Source organism: Pseudomonas sp. MLB6B (assembly GCF_054508135.1).
In genome coordinates this window covers 1,034,919-1,059,295 of sequence record NZ_CP199313.1, presented here as the reverse complement: position 1 = coordinate 1,059,295, position 24,377 = coordinate 1,034,919, and the positions used below count along the sequence as shown (strand labels likewise).

Annotated in this window: 27 protein-coding genes and 1 pseudogene; 14 read left to right on the top strand and 14 right to left on the bottom strand. The window is 64.0% G+C overall.

Annotated features, from left to right (window positions below):
• Positions 1 to 127 precede the first annotated feature (127 nt).
• On the top strand, positions 128 to 793 hold the full coding sequence (locus ACSMEV_RS04490) for an FKBP-type peptidyl-prolyl cis-trans isomerase (RefSeq protein ID WP_459207419.1): 666 nt from the start codon (positions 128 to 130) through the stop codon (positions 791 to 793).
• Positions 794 to 795: 2 nt separating this feature from the next.
• On the opposite strand, the gene rsd is transcribed toward ACSMEV_RS04490, so the two are convergent.
• The 7 genes from rsd to ACSMEV_RS04455 all read right to left on the bottom strand — a co-directional run bounded on the left by rsd (position 796) and on the right by ACSMEV_RS04455 (position 7,182).
• Entirely contained in the window at positions 796 to 1,266 is a 471-nt protein-coding gene (gene rsd / locus ACSMEV_RS04485; protein WP_459207418.1) for a sigma D regulator, read from the bottom strand.
• Positions 1,267 to 1,492: 226 nt separating this feature from the next.
• The gene (locus ACSMEV_RS04480) at positions 1,493 to 2,005 is read right to left on the bottom strand and encodes a disulfide bond formation protein B (protein ID WP_459207417.1); all 513 of its coding nucleotides are present in this window, start codon (positions 2,003 to 2,005) and stop codon (positions 1,493 to 1,495) included.
• Between the two features lie 218 nt (positions 2,006 to 2,223).
• Positions 2,224 to 3,462, bottom strand: a complete 1,239-nt coding sequence (locus ACSMEV_RS04475) for a heme biosynthesis HemY N-terminal domain-containing protein (protein ID WP_459207416.1) — start codon at positions 3,460 to 3,462, stop codon at positions 2,224 to 2,226.
• Positions 3,459 to 4,568: a uroporphyrinogen-III C-methyltransferase gene (locus ACSMEV_RS04470; RefSeq protein ID WP_459207415.1), complete on the bottom strand. Its 1,110-nt coding sequence runs from the start codon at positions 4,566 to 4,568 to the stop codon at positions 3,459 to 3,461. The genes ACSMEV_RS04475 and ACSMEV_RS04470 overlap by 4 nt, the downstream gene beginning before the upstream one ends.
• 35 nt (positions 4,569 to 4,603) lie before the next feature.
• On the bottom strand, positions 4,604 to 5,380 hold the full coding sequence (locus ACSMEV_RS04465; RefSeq protein ID WP_459207414.1) for a uroporphyrinogen-III synthase: 777 nt from the start codon (positions 5,378 to 5,380) through the stop codon (positions 4,604 to 4,606).
• The gene (gene hemC, locus ACSMEV_RS04460; protein ID WP_459207413.1) at positions 5,377 to 6,318 is read right to left on the bottom strand and encodes a hydroxymethylbilane synthase; all 942 of its coding nucleotides are present in this window, start codon (positions 6,316 to 6,318) and stop codon (positions 5,377 to 5,379) included. The genes ACSMEV_RS04465 and hemC overlap by 4 nt, the downstream gene beginning before the upstream one ends.
• Positions 6,319 to 6,435: 117 nt before the next feature.
• Complete coding sequence (locus ACSMEV_RS04455; protein WP_459207412.1) at positions 6,436 to 7,182, bottom strand: LytR/AlgR family response regulator transcription factor; 747 nt, start codon at positions 7,180 to 7,182, stop codon at positions 6,436 to 6,438.
• Positions 7,183 to 7,489: 307 nt separating this feature from the next.
• On the opposite strand from ACSMEV_RS04455, the gene argH reads away from it, so the two are divergent.
• On the top strand, positions 7,490 to 8,884 hold the full coding sequence (argH, locus tag ACSMEV_RS04450) for an argininosuccinate lyase (protein ID WP_459207411.1): 1,395 nt from the start codon (positions 7,490 to 7,492) through the stop codon (positions 8,882 to 8,884).
• Positions 8,885 to 8,932: 48 nt separating this feature from the next.
• Here the strand turns inward: argH and ACSMEV_RS04445 are convergent, their stop codons facing one another.
• Positions 8,933 to 9,592: a glutathione S-transferase family protein gene (locus ACSMEV_RS04445; protein WP_459207410.1), complete on the bottom strand. Its 660-nt coding sequence runs from the start codon at positions 9,590 to 9,592 to the stop codon at positions 8,933 to 8,935.
• 147 nt (positions 9,593 to 9,739) lie between these two features.
• On the opposite strand from ACSMEV_RS04445, the gene ACSMEV_RS04440 reads away from it, so the two are divergent.
• The 4 genes and pseudogenes from ACSMEV_RS04440 to ACSMEV_RS04425 all read left to right on the top strand — a co-directional run bounded on the left by ACSMEV_RS04440 (position 9,740) and on the right by ACSMEV_RS04425 (position 13,576).
• A complete protein-coding gene (locus ACSMEV_RS04440) occupies positions 9,740 to 10,054 on the top strand; it encodes a hypothetical protein (RefSeq protein ID WP_296269162.1) in 315 nt (104 codons plus the stop codon).
• 78 nt (positions 10,055 to 10,132) lie between these two features.
• On the top strand, positions 10,133 to 10,378 hold the full coding sequence (locus tag ACSMEV_RS04435) for a TIGR02647 family protein (protein ID WP_296269163.1): 246 nt from the start codon (positions 10,133 to 10,135) through the stop codon (positions 10,376 to 10,378).
• Between the two features lie 143 nt (positions 10,379 to 10,521).
• Positions 10,522 to 12,561: pseudogene (locus tag ACSMEV_RS04430) on the top strand (class I adenylate cyclase); the annotation flags it as partial.
• A 169-nt stretch (positions 12,562 to 12,730) separates the two neighbouring features.
• Positions 12,731 to 13,576 (top strand): PI-PLC domain-containing protein, encoded by an 846-nt coding sequence (locus tag ACSMEV_RS04425; RefSeq protein WP_459207409.1) that lies wholly within the window; start codon positions 12,731 to 12,733, stop codon positions 13,574 to 13,576.
• A gap of 41 nt (positions 13,577 to 13,617) precedes the next feature.
• Here ACSMEV_RS04425 and rnk read toward each other — a convergent pair whose 3' ends face one another.
• From rnk to cyaY, 3 genes are all read right to left on the bottom strand, one after another.
• Positions 13,618 to 14,028 (bottom strand): nucleoside diphosphate kinase regulator, encoded by a 411-nt coding sequence (gene rnk / locus ACSMEV_RS04420; protein ID WP_459207408.1) that lies wholly within the window; start codon positions 14,026 to 14,028, stop codon positions 13,618 to 13,620.
• 144 nt (positions 14,029 to 14,172) lie between these two features.
• Positions 14,173 to 14,382 (bottom strand): DUF1289 domain-containing protein, encoded by a 210-nt coding sequence (locus ACSMEV_RS04415; protein WP_459207407.1) that lies wholly within the window; start codon positions 14,380 to 14,382, stop codon positions 14,173 to 14,175.
• A 1-nt stretch (position 14,383) separates the two neighbouring features.
• Positions 14,384 to 14,716 (bottom strand): iron donor protein CyaY, encoded by a 333-nt coding sequence (cyaY, locus tag ACSMEV_RS04410; RefSeq protein ID WP_314492489.1) that lies wholly within the window; start codon positions 14,714 to 14,716, stop codon positions 14,384 to 14,386.
• 188 nt (positions 14,717 to 14,904) lie between these two features.
• Here cyaY and lptM point away from each other — a divergent pair, with 188 nt between their 5' ends.
• Genes lptM through ACSMEV_RS04380 form a run of 6 tightly spaced genes read left to right on the top strand, consistent with a single transcriptional unit; the run spans position 14,905 to position 19,441 of the window.
• A complete protein-coding gene (lptM, locus tag ACSMEV_RS04405) occupies positions 14,905 to 15,042 on the top strand; it encodes an LPS translocon maturation chaperone LptM (protein ID WP_296269168.1) in 138 nt (45 codons plus the stop codon).
• A 9-nt stretch (positions 15,043 to 15,051) separates the two neighbouring features.
• Entirely contained in the window at positions 15,052 to 16,299 is a 1,248-nt protein-coding gene (lysA, locus tag ACSMEV_RS04400; protein WP_459207406.1) for a diaminopimelate decarboxylase, read from the top strand.
• Between the two features lie 4 nt (positions 16,300 to 16,303).
• Positions 16,304 to 17,134 (top strand): diaminopimelate epimerase, encoded by an 831-nt coding sequence (gene dapF, locus ACSMEV_RS04395; RefSeq protein WP_459207405.1) that lies wholly within the window; start codon positions 16,304 to 16,306, stop codon positions 17,132 to 17,134.
• A gap of 14 nt (positions 17,135 to 17,148) precedes the next feature.
• On the top strand, positions 17,149 to 17,850 hold the full coding sequence (locus ACSMEV_RS04390; protein ID WP_459207404.1) for a DUF484 family protein: 702 nt from the start codon (positions 17,149 to 17,151) through the stop codon (positions 17,848 to 17,850).
• Complete coding sequence (gene xerC / locus ACSMEV_RS04385; protein WP_459207403.1) at positions 17,850 to 18,749, top strand: tyrosine recombinase XerC; 900 nt, start codon at positions 17,850 to 17,852, stop codon at positions 18,747 to 18,749. Before ACSMEV_RS04390 ends, xerC begins: the two co-directional genes overlap by 1 nt.
• Entirely contained in the window at positions 18,746 to 19,441 is a 696-nt protein-coding gene (locus ACSMEV_RS04380; RefSeq protein ID WP_459207402.1) for an HAD family hydrolase, read from the top strand. The genes xerC and ACSMEV_RS04380 overlap by 4 nt, the downstream gene beginning before the upstream one ends.
• Before the next feature lie 51 nt (positions 19,442 to 19,492).
• On the opposite strand, the gene sutA is transcribed toward ACSMEV_RS04380, so the two are convergent.
• The 3 genes from sutA to glnK all read right to left on the bottom strand — a co-directional run bounded on the left by sutA (position 19,493) and on the right by glnK (position 21,996).
• Positions 19,493 to 19,816, bottom strand: coding sequence for a transcriptional regulator SutA (sutA, locus tag ACSMEV_RS04375; RefSeq protein ID WP_459207401.1), 324 nt, complete (start codon positions 19,814 to 19,816; stop codon positions 19,493 to 19,495).
• A gap of 461 nt (positions 19,817 to 20,277) precedes the next feature.
• A complete protein-coding gene (locus ACSMEV_RS04370) occupies positions 20,278 to 21,609 on the bottom strand; it encodes an ammonium transporter (RefSeq protein WP_459207400.1) in 1,332 nt (443 codons plus the stop codon).
• A 48-nt stretch (positions 21,610 to 21,657) separates the two neighbouring features.
• On the bottom strand, positions 21,658 to 21,996 hold the full coding sequence (gene glnK / locus ACSMEV_RS04365; protein WP_002555808.1) for a P-II family nitrogen regulator: 339 nt from the start codon (positions 21,994 to 21,996) through the stop codon (positions 21,658 to 21,660).
• A 376-nt stretch (positions 21,997 to 22,372) separates the two neighbouring features.
• On the opposite strand from glnK, the gene ACSMEV_RS04360 reads away from it, so the two are divergent.
• Together ACSMEV_RS04360 and ACSMEV_RS04355 are read left to right on the top strand one after the other, a co-directional pair.
• A complete protein-coding gene (locus tag ACSMEV_RS04360; protein ID WP_459207399.1) occupies positions 22,373 to 22,651 on the top strand; it encodes an accessory factor UbiK family protein in 279 nt (92 codons plus the stop codon).
• Positions 22,652 to 22,799: 148 nt separating this feature from the next.
• Positions 22,800 to 24,287, top strand: coding sequence for a YifB family Mg chelatase-like AAA ATPase (locus tag ACSMEV_RS04355; protein ID WP_459207398.1), 1,488 nt, complete (start codon positions 22,800 to 22,802; stop codon positions 24,285 to 24,287).
• Positions 24,288 to 24,377: the final 90 nt, after the last annotated feature.

Below are 24,377 nucleotides of genomic sequence, written 5' to 3'. Positions count from 1 at the left end.
CTGGCTGACGAAAGTGCGACTCATACTAAGCCTCTGTTGCCTGGCCTGCTAGCGCCCTGCATCAATGGACCTGCACTCAATAGGGAGTAACGCTGGCATACTTGCCGCTCGATTCGAGGAGCTCGCCGTGTCCCGTCATTTGATGTTCGCTCTGGGCCTGTGCCTACCGCTGGCAGCGGTCGCCGCCGATACCCAGCAAACCGATCGGCACGACCTGGCCTACAGCCTGGGCGCCAGCCTGGGCGAGCGGTTGCGCCAGGAAGTGCCCGATCTGCAGATCGAGGCGCTGCTCGAAGGACTTGGCGACACGTACCGTGGACAGCCGCCCAAACTCGACCAGGCGCGCATGCACGTGTTGCTCGAACGGCATGAAGCACAGGCCGCCGCATTGGCCGAACAGGCGCAGATCGACCAGGCCCATGCGAGCGAGCAACGCTTCATGGCCGAGCAGCGTGCCCGCCCCGGCGCGCAGGCACTCGCCAAAGGTATGCTGTATGAAGTGCTGACGCCTGGTACAGGCACGCAGCCGCAGCCCAACGGGCGGGTCCAAGTGCGCTATGCGGGAATGCTGCCGGACGGCAGTGTGTTCGATCGGAGCGAAGCGGCGCAGTGGTTCAACCTGAGCTCGGTGATCGAGGGATGGCAGGTGGCGCTTCCGGCCATGAAGGTGGGCGCCAAGTGGCGCTTGGTCGTGCCTTCGGCCCTGGCCTACGGTGCCGAAGGCGCGGGAGACCTCATCGCGCCCTATACACCGCTGGTATTCGAAATCGAATTGCTGGATGTCGCGACCTAGCGCTACACCTTCAACGCTTCTTCTTCCTTGTGCGCGTTGTGCAGCACTTCGATCAGGCAGTCTTCGAGCTCGAAGCGTTCGCGCAGCAGGCTGCCCAGCTCACCCAGCTTTTTGGCGAAACGCTCGTTGTCCTTGCATTCGGCCTGCTCGCAATGGTCGTTGAACGCCAAGGCGATCTGGGTGATTTCGTCGATGCGGGGATTGATTTCGTCGGCCAGGCGTAAAGCGCGGTCGTCGCCGAATGCCTTGGCTTCGTTGATCAACTGTTCGCAGATACCGAAGTGCCAACCGGACACGTAGTCGACGAGGATTTCGCAGAAACCGGTGTTGTGCTGTTTGTCGGCGAAAGCCGGTTTGGCGTCGCGCAGCGCTCTGAAGGATTTGACCAGCTCATGGCGTTCTTCCAACCAGCGGTCGATCAGCTGGTGAACCCCACCCCAGCGTTCCTGGGCATTCTGACAACTCTCTAACATGGCGGTCTCGTCCCTTGTGAATGGATGCCCTCGCACCGAGTGCTGCCATCGTGCAGCACATGAATGACACCAGTAAAAGGGCATCGAGCACGTGTATTTTTCAGCATGCGATGTGGGAGATTATTCCCGCAAAGCGCGGCCATCAAGGTACGCAGGGCACTAACTTCATACAAGCGTTTAATCCGCATGCGGCGCACCGTCGGTCGACCGCTCTGGCGTGGACGGCCTAGGTGAGCTGGTTGGTCAAACGGCGAAAGCGGTAGCTCAGCAGGTACGACAGCGGTAGGCATGCCAAGCCGAGAAACGCCAGCAGGCTCCATTCCGGCAAGGTCAGGTCGAGGAAGCTCCAACGGATCGGCGAGCAACTCGGCACACCCAGCAGCAACTGCTGCAGCAGTGGCTTCAGGGGCAGGTCGAGGAGCGCCGTGAGTGGCACCGAGCAAGCCTGCGCCGTTTCGTAGCTGCCTTGCAACCAGACCTGGCGCGCTGCCAGCCACCCACCCAGTGCCGCACAACCCGACAACCCGAATGCATAGCGCCGCGCACCGCGCCGACCCGGGCCATGGATCAGCGCGCAGACACCCAACAGTAGGTATGCAGCAAGCAGGAAACGCTGGCTATAGCACAAGGCGCACCGTTCGAGACCGGCTTGGGGAAGCAGGCTCAACGAACCGACCAGAAGCATCAGCGAGCTCAATACAGCGGGAAAGAACAAAGTACGCAGCCGAGACAGCGACATGACAGGTGACATTCCCGGAGATGAAATAGTGGTTTGAGACGGTAAGGAAAGATGTCCTCTGTTTCAAGGCGCTACAGAGCAGACAAGTCGTTTAATCTCCAAGAAAGGAGGTAAGAAAATGTAGGAAGCGGCCTAGGACAACGCGTAACTCGTTGCGTTACGCCTAGGAAAAAGAAACAGGCCCCGACTCCCCTGGCCTGGGGAGCCGGGAGGGTCGCTCAGACGCGTACCGTTTCGGGCAGTGGCAACGCCAACAGGCGCTCGTCCAACAGGTTCAGGCCTTCCTGGAACAAGTGGTTGCTACGTTCGGTTTCACCCAAGGCACCCAGCAAGCGGGCGAGTTCGGCGCAGGCTTCGGGGTTGCGCTCCAGGCGCAGGCTGCTTTCGAAGTAGTCGCGCGCTTTGCCCCACAGGCGGTTCTGCAAACTCAACCGGCCCAGCGTCAGCAGCAGGCTAGGATCTTGAGGATGGTCCTTGAGCCAGCCTTCGGCGGTTTGCAGCTGACGCACCGGATCCTCGCCGCGGACCAACCCGTACGAGCGCGCCAGATGGCTTTCGTACTGGCGCTTGATGGCGGCGCGCAGTACCCGTTCCGACTCCTCCTGGGCACCGGCCTGACGCATCTGTTCGGCATAGGCCAATACCAGTTGTGGCTCTTGGCGCTGCGCAGCGGTCAGTTGTTGCCAGGTACGTTCCAGTGACTGGCGCGCCGTGTTGCCCTCTTCGCCGCGGGTGATCGCGAGGCCCAGGTTCTGGCCCCACGTGCGCTGCTCCAACAACGCCAGCTCGTTGGCCGGTAGTGCCTTGTGCTTGCGCAGGTCGGGCAGCAGGCGAACCAGCGCAGGCCAGTCGCCACGCTCCAGGTACAACCGCTGCAACAGGCGCAGTACCTGCACGTTGTTGGGGTGGCGTTCCTGCATGGCCTGCAGCGTATCGAGCGCACCGTCGTTGTCGGCGCGGTCCATTTGCAGTTGTGCATGGGCCAGGGCGATGGCCAGTTCCGCATGGGGCTGACGTTCCAGCGCACGCTCGAGCAGGTTGTCGCTCTCTTGCGTCTGGCCCAATTCGTTGGCAGCCCGCGCAGCGCCGAGGTAGAACAGCAGGGGCTGGCGCTCGGCTTCGGCGGCGCGGCGCAAGTGCTTGTGGGCACTGGCCCAGCGACCCTCGGCCAGGTCCAACTGACCCTGCTCGATGGCGATGCGCGTGCGACGGCTGCGGTTGCGTCGCGACCAGGGGTTGATCACGCCGGTGGACGTCAGCAACAGACCGATCAGATAACGCAGCAATCCGAGCACCAGCACCACTACCAACAGCGCACCCAGCGCCGCCCATAGGCCGGACTGGTAGCGGAAACCGCCGTAGGCGATCATCACGTAGCCGCTGTGCTTGGCGATGGCGATGCCCAGCGCCGCCGCAACGACGATCGCGAAGACCGCCAGCAGGTAGACGCGCTTCATGGCTTGGCCCCTTCGTTCTCGCTTGGCTGGCTGCGACGCTGGATGTAGGTCTGCACGGCAGCCAGGCTTTCGCTCAGATCGGGCACTTTGACTGCCACGGGCTGCTCTGCCAATTGGTTGAGACTTTCGAGCATGGCCTTGCTTTGCGGGTTGTCGGGGTTGAAGTTGGCAACCAGCACGCTGCGCGCCTCGTCCAGGGCCTTGTCGTACACACTGGCCTCGCCATTGAGCGCAGCCCACTGTGCCTGTTCGAGGGTCAGGCTCAAAGCCAGGCGCAGTTGGTTCAGCGACTGTCCGGCGAGCAGCGGCTTGACGTTCTTGTCGGCATTGAACTCGACCTGGAAGTATTTCGAGACCTGCTGCCCCCAGCGTGACAGGCGGGTCGCCACGTCGCCCTCGCCCTTCAAGGCGCCCATGGCATCGGCATTGGCATCGAATTCGGGGGTTTGCGCGCTCAGTTGTGCCACTTGCTCGCGCTGCGCAGCCAGTTTGAGGAACAGGCCAGTGCGGTCGGGTTGCTCGATGCTGTCGAGCGCGGCCTTGCTGCGCGCCAGCTGCTCACGGGCGGCGAAGGCCCCCGGATCGCTGTGCTCGCGCAGGATCTGGTCCGCGCCTTCGACCAGGGCGCGGGCGCTGGTGATGTCCTGCAAAGCAGACAGGCGCAGGGTGGCCAGGCGCAGCAAGTGCTCGGCTTCGGCCAGGCGCCATTCCTTGCGGCTTTCGCCCAGCACGGTCTCGACGCGCTGCCCCAACCGCTGCTGATCACCTTGAAGCTGCGCCACCAGGCGGCGCTGATCTTCCAGAACGTTGGCTGCCGGCAGGCTGGCCAACTGTGTGGTGATCTGCTGCTCGCGCTGTTGCAGGGCATTGGCGCGCTCGTTCAGCGCTTGCAGGCTCTGCCCCTGCCCTTGCTCGCTGCCTTGTAACTGGCGCACCTGCCATACGCTCCAACCGCCAGCGGCGACGCCTGCCACCCCCAGCAACAGGGCCAGGGTGGCGATGCCTGCGCCCGAGCGCTTGGCGGGTTTGCCAGGCTTGACCGGCGGGGCTTTCGGCGTTTCCGGCGCCGCGGGCTGATCGTTCTTGGACAAGACAGTTTCGCTCACGTATCCATCCTTCGCAGAGGGGCGCCGCGCATGGCTCAGCGCCCTGACAAGGCAGGTACAGCACTGTGCTGCACAGCTGCCAGCAAGGCCGCGGCATTGGCGCCACGGCATTCCACAATCTGTTGCGCACCCAGCTCGCGCGCCTGCTGAGCGACACGGGAGCTGGGCACGAATAACGGCATTCTTGACAGGCGAGGCCAATCGACGCCCGCCAGTCGGTGCAAATGTTCAAGACCTTGCCCACTGCTGACCACCAGGCCATTGAGGCGTTCCCTGTCGACCCGTTCGGTCAGCACGCCGGGGTAATAAGCCGGCAGGCCACGGCGATACAGTTCCAGATAATCGACCCTAGCACCTTGCTCGGCAAGACGCTCGGCCAGCAGTTCGCGACCTCCCACCCCACGTACGATCAGCACCTGCGGCCGATCCGCCGCCAGTGCCTGAGCCAGCGCTGGCAAGGCCAGCAGCGCCTCGCTGTCGTCGCCGTCGTTCGGCCAGCTGACCTGCAACCCATGGGACCGTAGGACGCACCCGGTCGCTTCGCCCACGGTAAACCAGGCCTGGATGGGCGCTTGCAGCCCAGCGCTGTGCAGATGCTGCAACAACAGCCGCGCTGCCGGCTTGCTGACCACGATGAACGCCTGATAGTCGTGCAGCCTGCCCAAGCAATCGCGTTGCGCGGCGGCCAGGGCCACCGGCTCGATGTCGAGCAACGGCAGGCTGCTGCAAAAGATGTCGGCCGTACGCAGGTAATCGGCCACCGCCTGGCTGTCCTCGCGCGAGCGTGTCAGCAGCAGACGCCAGCCGCTCAAGGCTGGCCAGCCTCACCGTAAACGGCTTTGAGAATGTCGCCGGCCCCCTGGGCCAACAGCGCCTCGGCCACCTGCACCCCCAGCGCCTCAGCCTCCGCACGCGGCGCATGGGCCTGGGCGGTGAGCAACTGCGCGCCATCGGGCTGGCCAACCAAGCCGCGCAACCACAGACGATCGCCTTCGAGCACGGCATAGGAGGCGATCGGCACTTGGCAGCCGCCATTGAGGCGCTTGTTCAAGGCACGCTCGGCGATGACCCGATCGGCCGTGTCGGTATGGTCGAGCGCCGCCAGCAAGGCATGGATTTCGGTGTCTTCACTGCGGCACTCGATGCCCACAGCGCCCTGGCCACCGGCCGGCAGGCTGTCTTCGACGCTGAGAGTGGAGGTGATGCGGTTTTCGAAGCCCAGGCGGATCAAACCCGCCGCCGCAAGAATGATGGCGTCGTATTCACCATCGTCGAGTTTGGCCAAGCGGGTATTGACGTTCCCGCGCAGGAAATGAATGTGCAGGTCGGGTCTGCGTGCCAGCAACTGGGCTTGGCGGCGCAGGCTGGACGTACCTACCACGCTGCCGGCCGGCAGGGCCTCCAGGCTGTCAAACCGGTTGGAGACGAAGGCGTCGCGCGGGTCTTCGCGTTCACAAATGCAGAACAGGCCCAGGCCTTCGGGGAAATCCATCGGCACGTCTTTCATGGAATGGACGGCGATGTCTGCCTGGTTTTCCAGCAGCGCCGTTTCCAGCTCCTTGACGAACAAGCCCTTGCCGCCGATCTTCGCCAGCGGCGCGTCGAGCAGCTTGTCGCCTTTGCTGACCATGGGCACCAGGGACACGTGCAACCCGGGGTAGGCCTGCTCCAGACGCGCCTTCACATACTCGGCCTGCCAAAGGGCAAGCGCGCTCTTACGGGTGGCAATGCGGATTTCGCGAGTAGACATGAAGCACACCGAAGCAAAGGAAATGCTGCCGATGATAGCAAATCACCCTGCCTGGCCAGCAGACCCAGGTCATGGCACGCCTTCCTTGGCGCATGAGAGGGCCTTAGGCTACGGCCATCAGAGCTGCGGCATGATCTTGCGCACGCCGGCGACATGCCGTCGGCTGACGGTCAGAGCATCGCCATCCAGACCATTGAGGTAAAGCTGGAAGTGGCCGAGCGGCGTGCGTTGCAGCCGTTCGATGCGCTCGCGCGACACCAGCGCATTGCGGTGGATGCGTACGAAGCGGTCACCGAATTCGTCCTCGAGCGCCTTGAGCGGCTCGTCCAGCAGCACCTCGCCGCCTTCATGGCGCAGGGTCACGTATTTGTGGTCGGCAATGAAATAGACCACCTGTGCCAGTGGAATCAGTTCGATGCCTTTGCGGGTGCGCGCGCTGATGTGGCTGCGCGGACCGCCGCCCGCTTCGTTGGCCGGGCGGGTCAGCGCGGCCAATTGCGTGCGGTTCGGCCGCTCGGCCTTGCGCAAGGCGTCGCGCAATGCGGCCAACTCGATGGGCTTGGTGACATAGCTCAAACCGCTATCGGAAAACGCCCCGCTGCCGTACTCATCGTCGCCTGTGCAGAACACCACCGCGGGCGGTGCTTCGCGCTCGCACAGGCGCGCTGCCACCTGCAGGCCATCGAGCCCTTTCATGCCGATGTCGAGCAGTACGACGTCAGGCTTGAGACTGTCTATGAGCGCCAGGGCCTCTTCGCCATTCGTGGCGCTCGGCTCCAGCACGGAATAACCCTCTAATTCGCCCAACAACCGATTGAGACGGTCGCGGGATTGGGATTCATCGTCAACGATCAGGACATTCATGATTACGCTGGATTCCTGAGTGAGTCTCGCACGGGCGGTGGCGTAGACAGGTGGCGGTGGACCGGCACCGTAACCACGCTCTAGACCGATGCAATGGCCAAAGATTCAGTGGCCAGGCGGTTTCTGCCGAGCCTCTGTGCAACTGTAGACGCTCCCTGGAACGCTGCCGTTCAATCCATGAATCGATCGTTGTGAAGTCGGTCCCTATAAATGCCGATCATTGTTCGCCCGCGGCGTCTTGCGACAGGCTGGATAACCCCTGATATCATCGGCGGCACTTTTCTTCACGCCTGCAATGAGTGAATCCATGACCATCGACAAGACCAATCAGTCGTGGGGCGGCCGCTTCAGCGAGCCGGTCGACGCCTTCGTCGCCCGTTTCACCGCCTCGGTCGACTTCGACAAGCGCCTGTACCGCCACGACATCATGGGTTCGATCGCCCACGCCAGCATGCTGGCGCAAGTCGGCGTGCTGACCAACGCCGAACGCGACACCATCGTCGACGGCCTGCAGACCATCCAGGGCGAAATCGAGGCCGGTGCGTTCGACTGGCGCGTTGACCTCGAAGACGTGCACATGAACATCGAAGCGCGTCTGACCGATCGCATCGGCATCACTGGCAAGAAACTGCACACCGGACGCAGCCGCAACGACCAGGTCGCCACCGACATCCGCCTGTGGCTGCGTGACGAAATCGACTTGATCCTGGCGGAAATCACCCGCTTGCAGCAGGGCCTGCTGGAACAGGCCGAGCGCGAAGCCGACACCATCATGCCGGGCTTCACCCATCTGCAAACCGCTCAACCTGTGACCTTCGGCCATCACCTGCTGGCCTGGTTCGAAATGCTCAGCCGCGACTACGAGCGCCTGGTCGACTGCCGCAAGCGCACCAACCGCATGCCGCTGGGTAGCGCCGCGCTGGCCGGCACCACCTACCCCATCGACCGCAACCTGACCTGCTCGCTGCTGGGCTTCGAAGCGGTGTCGGGCAACTCCCTCGACGGCGTCTCGGACCGCGACTTCGCCATCGAATTCTGCGCGGCGGCCAGCCTGGCGATGATGCACCTGTCGCGCTTCTCCGAAGAGCTGGTGCTGTGGACCAGCGCGCAATTCCAGTTCATCGAACTGCCCGACCGTTTCTGCACCGGCAGCTCGATCATGCCGCAGAAGAAGAATCCCGACGTGCCGGAGCTGGTGCGTGGCAAGAGCGGCCGCGTGTTCGGCGCCCTGACCGGCCTGTTGACCCTGATGAAAGGCCAGCCGCTGGCCTACAACAAGGACAACCAGGAAGACAAGGAACCGCTGTTCGACGCCGCCGACACCCTGCGCGACTCGCTGCGCGCCTTCGCCGACATGATCCCGGCGATCAAGCCGCGCCATGCCATCATGCGCGAGGCGGCACTGCGCGGTTTCTCCACCGCTACGGACCTGGCCGATTACCTGGTGCGCCGCGGCCTGCCGTTCCGCGACTGCCACGAGATCGTCGGCCACGCGGTCAAGTACGGCGTCGACAGCGGCAAGGACCTGGCCGAGATGAGCCTCGAAGAACTGCGCCAGTTCAGCGACCAGATCGAGCAGGACGTGTTCGCGGTGTTGACCCTGGAAGGTTCGGTCAACGCCCGGAACCACATCGGCGGCACCGCACCTGCACAGGTGCGCGCCGCCGCCGCACGTGGCCGCGAGCTGTTGGCCGCGCGCTGAAGCCCGGGGGCGCCAACGCCCCCGCCTTCGCACCGCTTGCGCGGTGCGTCACTTCTTGTTGCGCATCATCTCCAGGAACCCCGGCATGGCGGCGTCCTTGTCGGCCTGGATCTTCGCCATGTGCGGGTGCTCGCCCAACTTGGCGAGCAAGGTGGCGATTTTCGGGAAGTCGGCCAGCAGGTCGAGGTTCAGCACCTTCTTCGCGGTCGCGACCGCAAGGTCTACGGAAAACGCGAACATCACATCGGCCAAGGTCAACTGCCCGCCTGCCAGATAGGGGGCGAACTTGCCGTTGCGCTCGACCGTGGAAAAGCCTGCGAGCAGTTCGCTACGGGCCTTTTCCTTCACCAGCGGCTCCACCGGCATGCCGAAGAACGCCTCGGCGTAGCAGGTCCGTGCCGGCAGCTCGATGTACAGCTCCACTTCTTTCATCAATTCGTGCACTTTCGCTTGGGCGAAAGGGTCGCTCGGCAGCAGCGGCGTGCCGCCCTGGGTGCGTTCGATGTAGTCGAGGATCGCGCTGGTCTCGCTGAGCAGCCCATGCTCGGTCTCCAACGCCGGCACCTTGCCACGTGGGCTTACCGACAGCGCCTGGGACGTCTGCCCAGGAAAGAACTGCACTTCCTCGAAGGGCACGCCCTTCTCCAGCAATGCCAGCTTGACCATGTTGTAGTAGTTGCTTACCGGAAAACCATGCAGCTTGAGCATTGGAACAGCCTCCAGGCCGTGTGGGGTTGGAGCGAGGGTTTATAGCCCGCCGCCGCAGCGCTGACCAGCGTCATGCCTGCGGTCGATGGGCGGACATTGCCAGGACGGGCATGGCAGACTGTGCCTTCACCTTTCAGGAGCACTGCCATGAACCAGTCCGACGACTTCGACAACGACGACGACCCATCCTCCGCACAGGATGCGCTGATCGAAGTCATCGAAAACCAGATCGCCAGCGGTGAACCGCCGGCGACCAAGGCCACGCTGAACAAATTGACCCTCGTGGGTGTGCCGCGCGAAGACAGCCTCATGCTGATGGCCATGGTGCTGGCCTTCGAGATCGAGAACATGCTCGCCGACGACCGCCCGTTCGACACCGCCTGGTACGAGCAGGCCCTGCGCGCTTTGCCCGAGCTGCCCCCGGAGCTGGCCGCTGCGATGGATCAAGGCGACGACGAATAAGTCTGACTACACTCCAGGTTCAGGCGCCGCCCAACCGCAGGCGGCGCCGTTCTCCATCCTCGGAAGTCTGGAGTCGCCATGTCCTTTACCCCTGACCTGATCGCTGAACTCGAAGTCCTCGCCCTGTTCAACCTCGATAGCACTCAAGAAGGCATCAAAGTTCACAGCAACGCTTCTCCCGATCTGATCGGCGCCGCCCAACGCCTGCACGACAAGCAACTGCTCAGCCAGCCCGACGGTGGTTACCTGACCAGCTTGGGGATCGACGCCGCGCAAAGCGCGCAGCAATTGCTCACCATCCTGGGCGTCGCACAGCCGGCCTGAAGGGCCACTGCGCAAAACGGGCCAAGCCGGGCAACAGCGGCCTGGCCCGTACCGATGTAAAAATGACGCCAATTTTTCACCATCCCCTTATTCCCGCCTGTCACTCAGGCTAAACTCGCGCAGCCCCCGCCGCCGAGTGCGCAATGAGTCATCGCCACGAGATTCGCCCAGACCTTGCCCAAGGCATCGACCGCAAGGTGCTGGCCACTCTGCGCGCGCGCTTCCTGCAGCTCAGTCAGGGACGCCTATGGCGTGCCCGCGAGGGCTTGTCGAGCCGCCAGCAGCGGGTACTGACCCTGCTGCCGCTCCTGCTGCACATCAACCATCCCCTGTTGCCCGGCTACGTTTCGAGCACCGCACCCGCAGGCATCGCCGGCTTCGAGCCGGACCTCGGCGCCTTGCTCGAGGCCCAGCGCCTGACCCGCGCCTTCGAATACAGGCCGCAGCGCGGCGATGCCCCTCGCCCGCTTCTGGGCATTTACCTGATCGGCAGCCTTGGCACCCTGGCGCAAGCCGAGCAAAGCGATATGGACGTGTGGGTGTGCCACCGCGCCGATCTCGATAACGACGCGCTGGCCGAGCTGGGGCGCAAATGCCAGGCGCTGGAAGACTGGGCCGCGACCCAAGGCGCAGACGCCCATCTGTTTCTGATCGACAGCGCCGGCTTTGCCCGTGGCGAGCGCACGGGCACGCTGAGCTCCGACGATTGCGGCCATACCCAGCACTATCTGTTGCTCGACGAGTTCTACCGCACGGCCATCTGGCTGGCCGGGCAGACCCCGGTGTGGTGGCTGGTGCCGGTGTCCGAAGAGGACCGCTACCAGGCGTATACCCAGACACTGCTCGACAAACGCTTCATCCACCCCCACGAACATTTCGACCTGGGCCACCTGGCGTGGATTCCGCCCAAGGAGTTCGTCGGTGCCGGGCTCTGGCAGCTCTACAAAGGCCTCGAATCGCCGTACAAGTCATTGCTCAAACTGCTCCTGACCGAAGCCTATGCCAGCGACCATCCCGCCTTGCGCTGCCTGAGCCTGGATTTCAAGGCCGCGGTGCATGCCAATCGTCTCGACCTCGACGAGCTCGACCCTTACGTGATGGTGTACAGGCGCATCGAGCACTACCTGCTGCGACGTGGCGAAACCCGGCGCCTAGAGCTGGTACGGCGCAGCCTCTACCTCAAGGTCGACCAGAAGCTCGGCAGCGCCGAACAGGGCCGCAGCGGCTGGCAGCGCAGTCTGCTGCGGCGCCTGACCGAACAATGGGGCTGGGACGAGCGCACGTTACGGCTGCTCGACGGCCGTAGCCAGTGGAAGGTCGGCCAGGTTCTGCAGTCGCGCCGCGAACTGGTGACGGAGCTGAACCACGCATACCGCTTTCTGGCCCGCTATGCCCGCGACAGCACGGCCGACAGTTGTGCCGAGCAACGTGACCTGGACGTCCTGGGGCGCCGCCTGTACGCCGCCTTCGAACGCCGCGCCGGCAAGATCGAAGTCGTCAACCCAGGCATCGCGCCGGATCTGGCCGAAGACGTCCTGACCTTGGTGCATTCGCCCAACCGACAGGATTCCGGCAGCCATCGTTGGGCGCTGTATCCCGGCGAACTGACAGCCCATGCATGGCCGGCCATCACCCCGATCAAACGCAACCGCGAGCTGGTCGAACTGCTCACCTGGGCCCATCGCAACGGCGTGATCGACAGCAGCACACGCCTGGTACTGCACCCAGGCACCAGCGATCTGAACGAGCGGACGCTGTCCGCTGTATTGGACTGTCTGCGCCAGCATTTACCGCTGCCACTGCCGGCGATCAATGACACCGACCTGCTTCAGCCCAGTGTGGCGAACGAGATTCTGTTGCTGGTCAATGTCGGGGGCGACCCGCTGCATCCAGATCGCGCTTCCCACGTGCCGATCGCGAGCCCGCACATCGACGCGCTGAGCAGTACCGGAGCACTCGAGCAGTGGGTGCTGAGCCTCGATCAACTTACCCTCAACAGTTGGAATGAAGTGCTGGTTCGGCGCTATGAGGGCGAGGGCGCGCTAGTTCGGTGCTTGGGCGAGCTGCACGAGGGGCGCGGCCAGGGCCAGAGGCGGCCGCAGGTGAAAGTACGCTGCTTCGGTCATCTACATGCAGAGGCCATCGCGTACCGCATCCAAGTGCTGCTGGACGGCCTAGGGCTCGGATAGCGATCTGCACGACAAGCCAGCGACCGAACGATACCTCCAATGAAGTCTTGTCTCGCTGGCAAACCTATACCGGCAGCACCACTACCCGTGTGCCGCTTCCGGCTGCACCTTTGACGCGCAAAGCCCAATCCTGGCGCCTTCATAGACCCTTGAGGAGCGCTACATGAATCACCAACACTGGATGGGCGACTCGCCTGAAATCGGCTGCCTGCGCATCGACCAATTGATCCTGCCAGGCAGCCATGACTCGGGAATGGACAAAAAGGCCGGCGGCTTCACCGTACCCCAGGAAGTGACCCAGGATCTGCCGTGTATCGAGCAGATCCAGAACGGCGTTCGGGTGCTCGACCTGCGCGTGCGCGCCAACCCTGAGTACACGCCGGACGAAATCGGCCGCTACAAGCTCTACCACATGAATCCCTCGGGGCGCACGCTGCTTGGCGATGTGGTCGACCGGCTCAACCACTTCTACGAGGACCGCGCCAACCAACGGGAAATCGTCATCCTCGATTTCCACGAATTGGACAACTTCAGCGACAGCGAGCACACATGGCTACAGGACATGTTGCAAAAGCGCATGGGTCAACGCGTGATCCCCTATGCGTTGCATGACCTCACGCTGGACCAACTATGGCGCGAGCACCCTGGAAAAACCGTGGTCATCGCCTATCACCACGCCAAACGCGGTGAGCATTGGCCTGGGGTGGAGCAAGTGTGGATGGGCGAAAACACGCCTTCGACCGACGCGCTCAAGACGTTCATGGATCAGGCGGCGAACGAAAATCGCAGTGGCAGGCTCTGGTCGATCCAATGCGCCAAATACAACAAAGTGGTGTTCACCCCTGACGACTTCAGCGACAAGGTCGACCTGTGGTTCGAATCTCGAGACCTGGAAAGCTATATCCAGAAATTCGCCATCATCAATACCGATTGGACACTGCGCAGTCGGCTGGTCGACAACTGTATCCACGCCTGCCGACTGCGCGCGCAGTCGATGCACGGCAGCTGACCGGCTTGCAGGAGGCCCGAGGTGACGGGCCTCACCTCCACTCACAAAGTGAAATCGCCCGCCGCCTCCGGCTGATACTCCACCGCCAGCAACTTGAGCTTGAGGGTCTTGCCGCCGGGAGCGGGCCAGTCGATCTCATCGCCCACCGACAACCCCAGCAACGCCCCACCGATAGGCGCGAGCACCGACACGTGGTGTTCCTTGCCGGCGTCCTTGGGGTAGGCCAAGGTCAGGTGGTAGTCCTTGCCACTGCCCTGCTCCTGGCAATGCACCCGGGAATTCATGGTCACCACACCCTTCGGCACTTCGCCATGCCCCACTACCTGCTCGGCGCGGTCGAGTTCCTCCTGCAGGGCGAGCACGCCCGGCACGGATTCGTCGAGGCTGTCGATGAGTTGCTCCAGACGCTGTACGTCCAGTCGGGTGAGGATGAGGGAAGGCTTGGTGCTCATGGTCCAGTCAGGCTCCTGTGAACGGAAATAGCATCCGGCGAATAAAGCAAAACCCCGCCCAAGGGCGGGGTTTGTGGAAGCGTGTGGCGTCGGCGACGCATCGACCGACCCTAACACAGCAGGGCGAATACTCAAGCCCACACCTCAGGCTCGACGGCGTGCCTCGGCCTGGCGGCAGATTTCCCGGCGCCGGGCGTCGTCGGCCGAACGCCACTCGCGGATGTGCTCCACCGGCCGCTGGCAGCCAGTGCACACCTTGTGCTCGTCGAGCCGGCAGATACTGATGCACGGCGACTTCACCGCCGGGCTGACGTTGCTGTAGAGGGGCTTGGGTGGGCGGACGGGCGTGCTCATATCAGATCTCGGAGAAGTCCAGTTTCTCGCCCGCCCGTTCCCAGACGATGCGCTCGAGCATCTCGCCCAGCAGTTCTTCGCTTTTCTCGCAGGTCCACTTGCCGGTTTCTTCGTCGTAATCGAAATGGAAGCCACCGGAACGGTCGGCCAGCCACAGTTGGCGCAGCGGCTCCTGGCGGCTGAAGATCAGCTGGCTGCCGTTTTCGAACTTCACGGTCAGTACGCCTGCGGAGTTTTCCATATCCAGGTCCATGTCGCTTTCGTCGAACAGGTCTTCGAGCGCCTGCTGCGTGGCGTCGACCAGATCGTGGAAACGTGCTTCGCTCAAACTCATTGCGGGAACCTCGGAAAGGGCGGCTGACGTGCAAGCCGGGCAAGATACGGACGCTTTGCCAGGAATGCAAAGAATAGCGCCGATCGCCATGGATCAGGCCGTCAGGCCGACGGGCGCTCACATAGGCAAGGTGCCGGGCGCTGGGTATACTCGGGCGCAAATACTGCTTATTTCAAAGGATTTCGCCCATGAAGCGTCTGATTTCCTCCCTCGCGGCGCTGGTCGCGGTGGCCTGCCTCGTTTCGGCCTGCGGTCAGAAAGGTCCTCTGTACCTGCCTGACGACAGCAAGGACGGTCAAGGCAAGCACACGTCGCACCAGCACTAAGGGATTTCCATGGACGCTTTCAACTACCGCAACGGCCAACTGTTCGCGGAAGACGTGGCGCTTTCGGCCATCGCCGAGCGCTTCGGCACGCCGACCTACGTCTATTCGCGTGCGCACATCGAAGCGCAGTACCGCAGCTACGTCGATGCCCTGCAAGGCACTTCGCACCTGGTCTGCTACGCGGTCAAGGCCAACTCCAACCTGGGCGTGCTGAACGTCTTGGCACGATTGGGCGCCGGCTTCGACATCGTTTCCGGCGGTGAGCTGGAGCGGGTGCTGGCCGCCGGCGGGCGCGCCGACCGCGTGGTGTTCTCCGGCGTCGGCAAGACCCGCGACGACATGCGCCGCGCCCTGGAAGTGGGCGTGCACTGTTTCAACGTAGAGTCGGCCGACGAGCTCGAGCGCCTGCAAGTGGTGGCCGCCGAACTCGGCAAGCAGGCGCCGGTGTCGCTGCGCGTCAACCCCGACGTCGATGCCGGCACCCACCCGTACATTTCCACCGGCCTCAAGGAAAACAAGTTCGGTATCGCCATTAGCGATGCCGAAGCGCTGTACGTGCGTGCGGCGCAGTTGCCGAACCTGGAAGTCGTCGGAGTCGATTGCCACATCGGCTCGCAGCTGACCACGCTGGAACCCTTCCTCGACGCGGTCGACCGCTTGCTGATGCTGATCGACCGCCTGGGCGAGTGCGGCATCCACCTGCGCCACCTCGACCTCGGCGGTGGCGTCGGCGTGCGCTATCGCGACGAACAACCGCCGTTGGTGGCCGACTATATCCAAGCGGTGCGCGAGCGCGTCGGCGGGCGCGACCTGGCCCTGGTGTTCGAACCGGGCCGCTACATCGTGGCCAACGCCGGCGTGCTGCTGACCCGTGTGGAATACCTCAAGCACACCGAGCACAAGGACTTCGCCATCATCGACGCAGCGATGAACGACCTGATCCGCCCGGCCCTGTACCAGGCCTGGATGGCCGTCAGCGCCGTCACCCCGCGCGACGAGCCGGGCCGCGACTACGACATCGTCGGGCCGATCTGCGAAACCGGCGACTTCCTCGCCAAGTCGCGTGCTCTGGCCCTGGCCGAAGGCGACCTGCTGGCCGTGGGTTCGGCAGGTGCCTACGGTTTCGTCATGAGCTCGAACTACAACACCCGTGGCCGCTGCGCCGAAGTGCTGGTCGACGGTGATCGGGCCTTCGAAGTGCGCCGCCGCGAAACCATCCCCGAACTGTTCGCCGGCGAAAGCCTGCTGCCGGAGTGAACCCATGCTGCTGCGTTTCACCAAGATGCACGGCCTGGGCAACGACTTCATGGTCCTCGACCTGGTCAGCCAGCACGCGCACATCCAGCCCAAGCATGCCCGGCAATGGGGTGACCGGCACACCGGCATCGGCTTCGACCAGCTGCTGATCGTCGAGGCGCCGAGCAATCCTGAAGTGGACTTCCGCTACCGGATCTTCAACGCCGATGGCTCCGAAGTCGAACAGTGCGGCAACGGTGCGCGCTGCTTCGCCCGCTTCGTACTGGACAAGCGCCTGACCGCGAAGAAGCTGATCCGTGTGGAAACCAAGAGCGGCATCATCGAGCTCGACGTACAGCACGACGGCCAGGTGTGCGTCGACATGGGGCCACCGCGCTTCGTGCCGGCCGACATCCCGTTCGTGGCACCGGCCCAAGCGCTGAGTTACCCGCTGGAGATCGACGGCCAGGCGTATCCGATCGCCGCGCTGTCGATGGGCAATCCCCATGCGGTGCTGCGCGTCGAAAACATCGACAGCGCGCCGGTGCACAGCCTGGGGCCGAAGATCGAACATCACCCGCAATTCCCGCAGCGGGTCAACGCCGGCTTCATCCAGGTCGTCGACCGCCACCATGCCAACCTGCGGGTCTGGGAGCGCGGCGCGGGTGAAACCCAAGCCTGCGGTACGGGCGCCTGCGCCGCCGCCGTAGCGGCGATCAGCCAAGGTTGGATGGATTCGCCGGTAAGCCTCGACCTGCCCGGCGGACGCCTGCACATCGAGTGGGCCGGACCGGGCCTGCCGGTGCGCATGACCGGTCCTGCCGTGCGTGTCTATGAAGGACAGGTTCGCCTCTAACCGAGTAAGCGCCCATGACCGATCAGCCAGTACCCCAGGCCGCGAGCCTCGATACCGAAGCGGTGATCGCCTACCTGCGCGAACACCCGACGTTCTTCGCCGAGCACGACGAACTGCTGCTCGAACAGCACATTCCCCACCAGCGCGGCGACAGCGTGTCGCTGGTGGAGCGCCAGCTCAAGCTGCTGCGCGAGCGCAACATCGAGATGCGCCATCGGCTGTCGCAGTTGATGGACGTCGCCCGCGACAACGACCGGCTGTTCGACAAGACTCGTCGCCTGATCCTCGACCTGCTCGATGCGGGTAGCCTGGAAGAAGTGGTGATCGCCGTCGAAGACAGCCTGCGCCAGGACTTCAAGGTGCCCTTCGTCAGCCTGATCCTGTTCAGCGAGCACGCCACACCTGTGGGCCGCTGGGTTTCCAGCAGCGAAGCGCAGGTGGCCATCGGCGCGCTGATGGGTAGCGGCAAACCGGTCAGCGGCAACCTGCGCGAGCATGAACTGGCGTTCCTGTTCGGCGAGCAACAGCGCAAGGACGTCGGCTCCAGCGCCGTCGCCACCCTCGAGCACCAGGGCCTGCACGGGGTACTGGCCATCGGCAGCCGCGACCCTCAGCATTACAAGAGCAGTGTCGGCTCGCTGTTTCTCAGCCACATCGCCGAGGTCTTGGGCCGCGTGATCCCGCGCTTCACCCAAACCCTGCGCTCGGTGCGCTGATGAACGCCGAGCTGGACGCCTATTGCGCGCACCTGCGCAATGAGCGCCAGGTATCGGAACACACCCGTCTGGCCTACCGACGCGACTTGCAGAAGGTGCTCGACTACTGCGCCAAGCAGGGCATCGAACGCTGGACCGACCTGCAGTTGCAGCAGGTGCGCCAGCTCGTGGCACGGCTGCACCACGACGGGCAGTCGTCCGCCAGCCTGGCCCGGCTGTTGTCGGCCATACGCGGGCTGTACCGTTACCTGGTGCGCGAGGGCCTGTGCCAGCACGACCCCGCCGCCGGCCTGTCGCCGCCCAAAGGTGAACGGCGCCTGCCCAAGACCCTGGACACCGACCGCACCGTGCAACTGCTCGACGGTGGCGTCGACGACACCTTCATCGCCCGCCGCGACCAGGCGATCCTCGAACTGTTCTATTCCTCCGGCCTGCGCCTGTCCGAGCTGATCCAGCTGGACCGCGCCCACCTGGACCTGGGCGACGGTCTGGTCCAGGTGCTCGGCAAAGGCAACAAGACGCGCATCCTGCCGGTAGGCCGCAAGGCCCGCGAGGCGCTGCACATCTGGCTCAAACTGCGCGGACTCGGTGCCCCGCTGGACGACGCGCTGTTCATCACCCGCCAGGGCCGGCGCCTCAGCCCGCGCGCGGTTCAGATGCGCCTCAAGCTCGCCGGCGAGCGCGAGCTGGGCCAACACTTGCACCCGCACATGCTCCGCCACTCCTTCGCCAGCCATGTGCTGGAATCGTCCCAGGACCTGCGCGCCGTACAGGAAATGCTCGGCCACGCCGACATCAGCACCACGCAGATCTACACCCACCTGGACTTCCAGCACCTGGCCTCGGTGTACGACAGCGCCCACCCCCGGGCCAAACGCACGAAAGGCACAGACCCATGAGCATCCAGCTGATCACCTTCGACCTCGACGACACCTTGTGGGACACCGCCCCGGTGATCGCCAGCGCCGAAGTCATCCTGCGCGACTGGCTGCAGGCCAACACGCCCAAGCTGGCGGCAATGCCGGTCGAACACCTGCAGGACGTGCGCGCCAGGCTGGTGCTGGCAGAGCCTGGCCTCAAGCATCGCATCAGCGAGCTGCGGCGGCGGGTGCTGTTCCATGCCCTGGCCGATGCCGGGTACGACGAGCAGACCGCCGAAGCACTCGCCGCCGAGGGTTTCGAAACCTTCCTGCACGCACGGCACCAACTGGAGATTTTCCCTGAGGTGCAGCCTATGCTGGAGCTGCTCGGCCAGCGTTACACCTTGGGTGTGGTCACCAACGGCAATGCCGATGTGCGGCGCCTGGGCCTGGCGGATTATTTCGATTTCGCCCTGTGCGCCGAGGACGTCGGCATCGGCAAACCCGACCCGGCGCCCTTCCTGGAGGCCCTGCGCCGCAGCGGCGTAGCCGCTTCGAGCGCGGTGCACGTGGGCGATCACCCTGGCGACGACATCGCCGGGGCGCAGCGCGCCGGGCTCAAGGCGGTGTGGTTCAACCCACAGGGCTTGCCTTGGAAAGGGTCAGTCGCGCCGGATGCACAGATCCAGCGCCTATCGCAGTTGCCAGACGTGCTCGCGCGTTGGGCCTGACAGGCATGAAAAAGCCCGCAGCGACGGCGGGCTTTTCAGGTGCGGCACGGCTCAGATAGGGCGGCTGCCGTACTTGTTGTCCGGCTTCTTGGGCGGATCGGCGACCACGTTGGCCTCGACTTCCTGCACCTTGCCGCCACGGGAAAGAAACTCCTCCATGGCCTTGGCCAGCGCATCGCGCTCTTTCTGTTTGGCTTCGACGCTAGGCAGTTCCTCTACCGAAACGGCCTTGGCCTTGCCTTTGGCAGCCGGTGCGGGGCTGTCGTCGCCGGCCGCGTCGTCCGCGCCATCTTCGGCGGCGGATTCGAGGCCCTCGTCAGCCTCGTCCTCGTCGCCTACTTCGAGTTCGTCGTTTTCCAGATCGTCGTCGCTCATATGTGCCTCATGACTTGCGAAAAGCAGATGTAGTTGGTTTTTTCGCCTGTTGACGCCGTAGACCGGCGATCGACAGAAATAATTCCACGCAGTGCGGCCCGATTTGCCCGGTCAGCAGCGCCTGTAGTGCGCACGGCGCTGAGCGGTGGCTTTTCGCAAAAGGGCTATGCTCGCCTCAGGTGACGTATGCGTACCGCAGTCACATTCGGAGCTGCCTCGAAGCATCTGCCTCAACGCCCGATGCGCACTGGCAAACACCATTCGCTTGGACCGCAAACTGCACTGTGGCGCGCATTCTAGCGTGCCCGTGGAAAAAGCAAAGCGCTCTGAAGGCACCGTGACTTGTAAGTTTTTTGACCGCACCGCCACGATGGAGCACAGGGCGCAGCGCAACCTGGATTGTTGAACACTCCGACAAAAAAAAGCCCGGCAAGCCGGGCTGATTTTTCGTGGCGCCGCGCTTACAGGTTGTAGCCGCGCTCGTTGTGTTGAGCCAGGTCGAGACCGACTGCCTCTTCTTCTTCGTTGACCCGCAGCCCCATCACCTTGTCCAGCACCTTCAGAATCACGTAGGTGACCACAGCGGTGTAGGCAACGGTAAACAGCACGCCCTTGGTCTGTACCCAAACCTGCGCGGCGATGTCGGTCACCGCGCCGAAGCCGCCCAGGGCAGGTGCCGCGAACACACCGGTCAGAATCGCGCCGACGATACCGCCTATACCGTGTACGCCGAAGGCGTCGAGGGAGTCGTCGTAGCCCAGCTTGCGTTTCAGGCTGGTGGCGCAGAAGTAGCACACCACACCCGAGATCAGGCCGATGGCCAGTGCGCCCATCGGGCCCACGGTACCGGCTGCCGGGGTAATGGCCACCAGGCCCGCCACCACACCGGAGGCGATGCCCAGGGCGCTCGGTTTGCCGTGGCCGATCCACTCGGCGAACATCCAGCCCAGCGCCGCAGCGGCAGTGGCGATCTGGGTGACCAGCATGGCCATGCCGGCGGTGCCGTTGGCGGCTGCGGCGGAACCTGCGTTGAAGCCGAACCAGCCGATCCACAGCATGGCCGCGCCGATCAGGGTATAGCCCAGGTTGTGCGGCGCCATGGGCGTGGTGGGGTAGCCTTTGCGCTTGCCCAGCACCAGGCAGCAGACCAGACCGGCGATACCGGCGTTGATGTGCACCACGGTACCGCCGGCGAAGTCCAGCACACCCCAGTCCCACATCAGCGCACCGTCACCGCTCCAGACCATGTGCGCGATCGGTGCGTAAACGAGGGTGAACCAGATGGCCATGAAGATGAGCATGGCAGAGAACTTCATGCGCTCGGCGAACGCGCCGACGATCAGCGCAGGGGTGATGATGGCGAAGGTCATCTGGAAGGTGATGAACACCGCTTCCGGGAACAGCGCCGTGGCCGAAGTCAGGCTGGCGGGGGTCACGCCGCTCAGGAACGCCTTGGACAGGCCGCCGACGAAGGAGCTGAGGTTGGTCACGCCTTTTTCCATGCCCGTCGTATCGAACGCGATGCTGTAGCCGTAGACGACCCACAGCAGGCTGATCAGGCCGGTGATAGCGAAACACTGCATCATGACCGACAGCACGTTCTTCGAACGCACCATGCCGCCATAGAACAACGCCAGGCCAGGAATGGTCATGAACAGCACCAAGGCCGTGGCGGTGAGCATCCAGGCGGTGTCGCCGGAGTTGAGCACCGGGGCAGTTTCGTCGGCCAAGGCGAGGCCGGGTATTACGAGCGGCAACAGGGCGCCAAGCCCTGCGATCTGACGCAGAGTCATGTTGTTATCTCCTGGGGCGTTGGGGTTTGCTGAGGCGGTGCTGCGGCGTTAGATCGCGTCGGTATCGGTTTCGCCGGTACGGATGCGGATCGCCTGTTCCAGATTGACCACGAAGATCTTGCCGTCGCCGATCTTGCCGGTATTGGCCGCTTTGGTGATGGCCTCGATGACCCGGTCCAGGTCCTTGTCGTCGATGGCGACGTCGATCTTGACCTTGGGCAGGAAGTCGACGACGTATTCGGCGCCGCGGTACAACTCGGTGTGGCCTTTTTGCCGACCGAAACCTTTGACTTCGGTGACGGTGATGCCCTGTACGCCGATTTCCGACAGCGATTCGCGGACGTCGTCCAGCTTGAACGGCTTGATGATGGCAGTGACTAGTTTCATGCAACTCTCTCCCGATGTGATGGACTTGCCCCAGGAAAACAAACCCGTCTCAAGTCTAAGCGCAGCGCCTGGCTTTGTAACGCGTCGATGGCGTCGTCCTGTTCACTGCCGACTCAGTAACCGATTGACGTCGTGTTAGGCCTACTTCGGTGCCTGTCGTGGGAAGGCATTGCAGAAACCTTGCCAAATCGACCAAGCCCTTGAGTTGAGAGCATTGCAGCGCGAAACCCAAAAAGGACCGCTGGCGACTGACGCCGAACATGCACAATTGCGGTGCAGGGTGAAGGGCACCTGCGCGCAAAAACGGTGCACCCCGGGCCGTGGAATTCGCCATGGTACACTCGCGCCTCTTCTTCTCTTCACGGACAGCTCGATCATGCTCGCGCCCAAAGCCTTTCTCGATGCGCTCAGCGACCAGGCTTCACGCCTGTTCAACGGCGACGCCACACAACCTCGCGGCGAAATCGAAAGCCAGTTCAAGGCGCTGATGCAAGGCGCGTTCAGCAAACTGGATCTGGTCAGTCGCGAAGAATTCGATAGCCAGATGGTGGTACTCGCACGCACGCGGGCCCGTCTCGAGCAGTTGGAGCAGCAAGTGGCCGAACTCGAGGCACGCTTCGCGCCCGTCGCACCCGCTACGCCAAAGCCGGACTGACGCCTGATCGAGCTGTAGCCTGGCCTTGATCGGGCCATGGGACAGATGCGAAAAATCTTGTCTCGATTGCTCCCCTCCTGCGACCGCTCCGCCGCCTATGCTTGCCCTGCCGCAGGAAGCGGTTCCCTACAGCGACAACGGAGTGTCCATGGCCCTAGCCCTCGTCCACAGCCGCGCCCAAGTGGGCGTCCAGGCGCCTGCCGTCAGTGTCGAAACCCACTTGGCCAATGGCTTGCCCACCCTCACCTTGGTGGGTCTGCCGGAAGCGACGGTCAAGGAAAGCAAGGACCGGGTGCGCAGCGCGATCGTCAATTCCCAGCTCGAATACCCGGCCCGGCGTATCACCCTCAGCCTGGCTCCCGCCGACCTGCCCAAGGACGGCGGTCGCTATGACCTGGCCATCGCCTTGGGCATTCTCGCCGCCAGTGGCCAGGTGCCGGCCAATTGTCTCGGTGAATACGAATGCCTCGGCGAGTTGGCCTTGTCGGGCGCGTTGCGTGCGGTGCAGGGCGTACTGCCGGCAGCACTGGCCGCGCGCGAGGCCGGGCGCGCGCTGGTGGTGCCCATGGAAAACGCCGAGGAAGCGAGCCTGGCCAGTGGCCTGGCGGTCTATGCGGTCGGCCACCTGCTGGAGTTGGTCGGCCATCTGACGGGCCGGACTCCGCTCACGCCCTACGCCGCCAACGGTCTGCTCCTGCATAGCCACCCCTACCCCGATCTGTGCGACGTGCAAGGCCAGGTAGCAGCCAAGCGGGCACTCACCGTAGCGGCGGCCGGGGCGCACAACCTGTTGTTCACCGGCCCGCCCGGCACCGGCAAGACCCTTTTGGCCAGCCGCCTGCCGGGCCTGTTGCCGCCCCTCAACGAGCAGGAGGCCTTGGAGGTGGCGGCCATCCGTTCAGTCAGCGGCCATGGCCCGCTCAATGCCTGGCCACAGCGTCCGTTCCGCCATCCGCACCATTCCGCTTCAGGGCCGGCGCTGGTCGGCGGCGGTAGCCGGCCACGGCCCGGCGAAATCACCCTGGCGCACCATGGCGTGCTGTTTCTCGACGAGTTGCCCGAGTTCGAACGGCGCGTGTTGGAGGTGTTGCGCGAGCCGCTCGAATCGGGCGAGATCGTGGTCGCCAGGGCACGCGACAAGACCCGTTTCCCGGCGCGCTTCCAGTTGGTGGCGGCGATGAACCCTTGCCCCTGCGGCTATCTGGGCGACCCTAGCGGCCGTTGCCGTTGCAGTACCGAGCAGGTCCAGCGCTACCGCAACAAGCTTTCCGGCCCCTTGCTCGACCGCATCGACCTGCACCTCACCGTCGCCCGCGAGAGCACCGTCCTCAGCCAGGCCCCCAGCGGCGAGCGCAGCGCCGACATCGCCAAGCGGGTAGCCGAAGTGCGCGATCTGCAACAGCAGCGTCAAGGCCGCGCCAACGCCTTTCTCGACATGAAAGGCCTGCACGCCCATTGCGCTTTGGGCAGCGACGATCAGGTTTGGCTGGAAAACGCCTGTGAACGTTTGAGCCTGTCGCTGCGCGCGGCACATCGCTTGCTCAAGGTGGCGCGTACCCTGGCGGACCTCGATGGGGCTTCGGACATCGCCCGCCCGCATCTGGGCGAGGCGTTGCAATATCGACCGGGCACTTGAGTCTTGCATACGCAGGCACCGCACCGGCCCGACAACATCGATGGGAAAAGAAAACGCCCCAATCAAGGGGCGTTCGCTATAGCGCTTCAC

Bases quoted from the DNA above. Each gene is read 5' to 3' on its own strand.
- rsd (WP_459207418.1), bottom strand. From the start codon at position 1,266: ATGTTAGAGAGTTGTCAGAATGCCCAGGAACGCTGGGGTGGGGTTCAC.
- ACSMEV_RS04480 (WP_459207417.1), bottom strand. From the start codon at position 2,005: ATGTCGCTGTCTCGGCTGCGTACTTTGTTCTTTCCCGCTGTATTGAGC.
- ACSMEV_RS04475 (WP_459207416.1), bottom strand. From the start codon at position 3,462: ATGAAGCGCGTCTACCTGCTGGCGGTCTTCGCGATCGTCGTTGCGGCG.
- hemC (WP_459207413.1), bottom strand. From the start codon at position 6,318: ATGTCTACTCGCGAAATCCGCATTGCCACCCGTAAGAGCGCGCTTGCC.
- ACSMEV_RS04455 (WP_459207412.1), bottom strand. From the start codon at position 7,182: ATGAATGTCCTGATCGTTGACGATGAATCCCAATCCCGCGACCGTCTC.
- argH (WP_459207411.1), top strand. From the start codon at position 7,490: ATGACCATCGACAAGACCAATCAGTCGTGGGGCGGCCGCTTCAGCGAG.
- ACSMEV_RS04445 (WP_459207410.1), bottom strand. From the start codon at position 9,592: ATGCTCAAGCTGCATGGTTTTCCGGTAAGCAACTACTACAACATGGTC.
- ACSMEV_RS04440 (WP_296269162.1), top strand. From the start codon at position 9,740: ATGAACCAGTCCGACGACTTCGACAACGACGACGACCCATCCTCCGCA.
- ACSMEV_RS04435 (WP_296269163.1), top strand. From the start codon at position 10,133: ATGTCCTTTACCCCTGACCTGATCGCTGAACTCGAAGTCCTCGCCCTG.
- ACSMEV_RS04425 (WP_459207409.1), top strand. From the start codon at position 12,731: ATGAATCACCAACACTGGATGGGCGACTCGCCTGAAATCGGCTGCCTG.
- rnk (WP_459207408.1), bottom strand. From the start codon at position 14,028: ATGAGCACCAAGCCTTCCCTCATCCTCACCCGACTGGACGTACAGCGT.
- ACSMEV_RS04415 (WP_459207407.1), bottom strand. From the start codon at position 14,382: ATGAGCACGCCCGTCCGCCCACCCAAGCCCCTCTACAGCAACGTCAGC.
- cyaY (WP_314492489.1), bottom strand. From the start codon at position 14,716: ATGAGTTTGAGCGAAGCACGTTTCCACGATCTGGTCGACGCCACGCAG.
- lptM (WP_296269168.1), top strand. From the start codon at position 14,905: ATGAAGCGTCTGATTTCCTCCCTCGCGGCGCTGGTCGCGGTGGCCTGC.
- lysA (WP_459207406.1), top strand. From the start codon at position 15,052: ATGGACGCTTTCAACTACCGCAACGGCCAACTGTTCGCGGAAGACGTG.
- dapF (WP_459207405.1), top strand. From the start codon at position 16,304: ATGCTGCTGCGTTTCACCAAGATGCACGGCCTGGGCAACGACTTCATG.
- ACSMEV_RS04390 (WP_459207404.1), top strand. From the start codon at position 17,149: ATGACCGATCAGCCAGTACCCCAGGCCGCGAGCCTCGATACCGAAGCG.
- xerC (WP_459207403.1), top strand. From the start codon at position 17,850: ATGAACGCCGAGCTGGACGCCTATTGCGCGCACCTGCGCAATGAGCGC.
- ACSMEV_RS04380 (WP_459207402.1), top strand. From the start codon at position 18,746: ATGAGCATCCAGCTGATCACCTTCGACCTCGACGACACCTTGTGGGAC.
- sutA (WP_459207401.1), bottom strand. From the start codon at position 19,816: ATGAGCGACGACGATCTGGAAAACGACGAACTCGAAGTAGGCGACGAG.
- ACSMEV_RS04370 (WP_459207400.1), bottom strand. From the start codon at position 21,609: ATGACTCTGCGTCAGATCGCAGGGCTTGGCGCCCTGTTGCCGCTCGTA.
- glnK (WP_002555808.1), bottom strand. From the start codon at position 21,996: ATGAAACTAGTCACTGCCATCATCAAGCCGTTCAAGCTGGACGACGTC.
- ACSMEV_RS04360 (WP_459207399.1), top strand. From the start codon at position 22,373: ATGCTCGCGCCCAAAGCCTTTCTCGATGCGCTCAGCGACCAGGCTTCA.
- ACSMEV_RS04355 (WP_459207398.1), top strand. From the start codon at position 22,800: ATGGCCCTAGCCCTCGTCCACAGCCGCGCCCAAGTGGGCGTCCAGGCG.